Below are 247 nucleotides of genomic sequence, written 5' to 3'. Positions count from 1 at the left end.
GCTCGTACCACGCCACGTGCGTGGCGGGTGAGAGACGAGGGCGCCTCCTGCGCACATGGTCGGGGCGACAGGACTCGAACCTGCGGTCTCCTGCTCCCAAAGCAGGCGCGCTAGCCACTACGCTACGCCCCGTTGACCTGCCCAGCCTACTGGATCGGGCCGCGTTGTGCGAATTGCCAGGAGCTCATGGCTCCCGGACGGCCCGGCCGGGCCCGTCCGGAACACTCACACCCTGCGAGGCCTGACC

At 69.6% G+C, this 247-nt stretch carries 1 tRNA gene; it reads right to left on the bottom strand.

Features of this window, described 5'->3' with window-relative positions:
- Window positions 1-56 precede the first annotated feature (56 nt).
- Window positions 57-132: transfer RNA gene (locus tag QSV46_RS40575), tRNA-Pro, on the bottom strand.
- Window positions 133-247: the final 115 nt, after the last annotated feature.

Source organism: Bradyrhizobium cosmicum (assembly GCF_032290525.1).
Lineage (GTDB): Bacteria > Pseudomonadota > Alphaproteobacteria > Rhizobiales > Xanthobacteraceae > Bradyrhizobium > Bradyrhizobium cosmicum_A.
The sequence above is the reverse complement of the archived record's forward strand: the minus strand, read 5'-3'. Positions and strand labels throughout refer to the sequence as shown.